At 73.4% G+C, this 1,250-nt stretch carries 2 protein-coding genes and 1 pseudogene; all 3 read left to right on the plus strand.

Translation table 11 applies throughout. The features are described from left to right. A pseudogene (locus DEIPI_RS38870) lies at positions 1 to 222 on the plus strand (hypothetical protein); the annotation flags it as partial. Beyond that, positions 223 to 861, plus strand: coding sequence for a riboflavin synthase (locus DEIPI_RS0103775; protein WP_027480908.1), 639 nt, complete (start codon positions 223 to 225; stop codon positions 859 to 861). Beyond that, the coding region (locus DEIPI_RS0103780; RefSeq protein WP_027480909.1) for a 3,4-dihydroxy-2-butanone-4-phosphate synthase at positions 858 to 1,250 on the plus strand (393 nt) is incomplete at its 3' end. The genes DEIPI_RS0103775 and DEIPI_RS0103780, both read left to right, overlap by 4 nt.

Here is a 1,250-nt window from a genome sequence, read left to right on the forward strand (position 1 = left end):
GACCTCGTCGACGAGGTCCGCGCCTTCCTCGCGCCGCGCCTGCTCGGGGACGGCCTCCCGCCCCTGCACGTGCCCGGCGTGGCGGGCATGGACGCCGCCCGCGACCTCAGGGGCGTCACCGTGGAGACCGTCGGGCGAGACTTCCTCGTGCGCGGCCTCCTCCACGACGTGCCCACCGTCCCGCCCTCCTCCCACGCGCTCTCCCTTTCCGGAGGTCACTGAATGTTCACCGGCATCGTCGAACAGACCGGCACCGTCACCCGCGCCGAGGACCACGGGGGCCTCGTGCGCGTCACCGTCGCGCCCGCACGCATGTGGACCGACCTCACCCTCGGCGAGAGTATCGCCGTGAGCGGCGCGTGCCTCACCGTCGTGAGCTGGGACGAGCGGGCCTTCACCGTGGAGCTCTCCCGCGAGACGGTCGCGAAGACCGCGCCGCGCTGGCGTGAGGGCGCCCTGGTGAACCTGGAGCGCGCCATGACCGCCTTGGGCCGCTTCGGCGGGCACGTCGTGAGCGGCCACGTGGACGGCGTCGGCGAGATCGTGAGCGTCACCCGCGAGCCCGGAGCGTACACCGTCCTCGTCCGCGCGCCCGCGCCGCTCGCGCGCTACCTCGTGCCGAAGGGCAGCGTCACCGTGGACGGCGTGAGCCTCACCGTCGTAGACGTCGGCGGGCCCGCCGGGAGCCGGGACGACCTCCGAACCCAGGAGTTCACCCTGTGGCTCGTGCCGCACACCCTCGACGTCACGGCGTTGCGTGACTGGCGCGCGGGCGCGCGCGTGAACCTGGAAGCGGACCAGATGGCGAAGTACGTGGAGCGGATCATCGCCGTTCGTGAGGCCGACGGGGTGGTCGGATGACCCTCGCCTCCGTTCCCGAACTCCTCGACGAGCTCCGCGCGGGCCGTCCGGTCGTCCTCGTGGACGACGAGGACCGCGAGAACGAGGGCGACCTCGTCCTGCCCGCCGAACTCGCCACGCCCGAACTCGTGAATTTCATGGCGCGCGAGGGACGCGGCCTGATCTGCGTGGCCGTCACGCCCGAACGGGCCCGCGCGCTGGACCTGCCCCTCATGGTGGAGCGCGGCACCGACCCGAACGGCACGGCCTTCACGGTGAGCGTGGACCACGTGTCGACCTCCACCGGGATCAGCGCGCCCGACCGGGCCGCCACCGTCCGCGCCCTCGTGGACCCCGCCTGCCGCCCGGAGGACCTGCGCCGTCCCGGGCACGTCTTCCCGCTCGTGGCG

The sequence above is a fragment of the Deinococcus pimensis DSM 21231 genome (assembly GCF_000519345.1).
GTDB classification, from domain to species: Bacteria; Deinococcota; Deinococci; order Deinococcales; family Deinococcaceae; genus Deinococcus_A; species Deinococcus_A pimensis.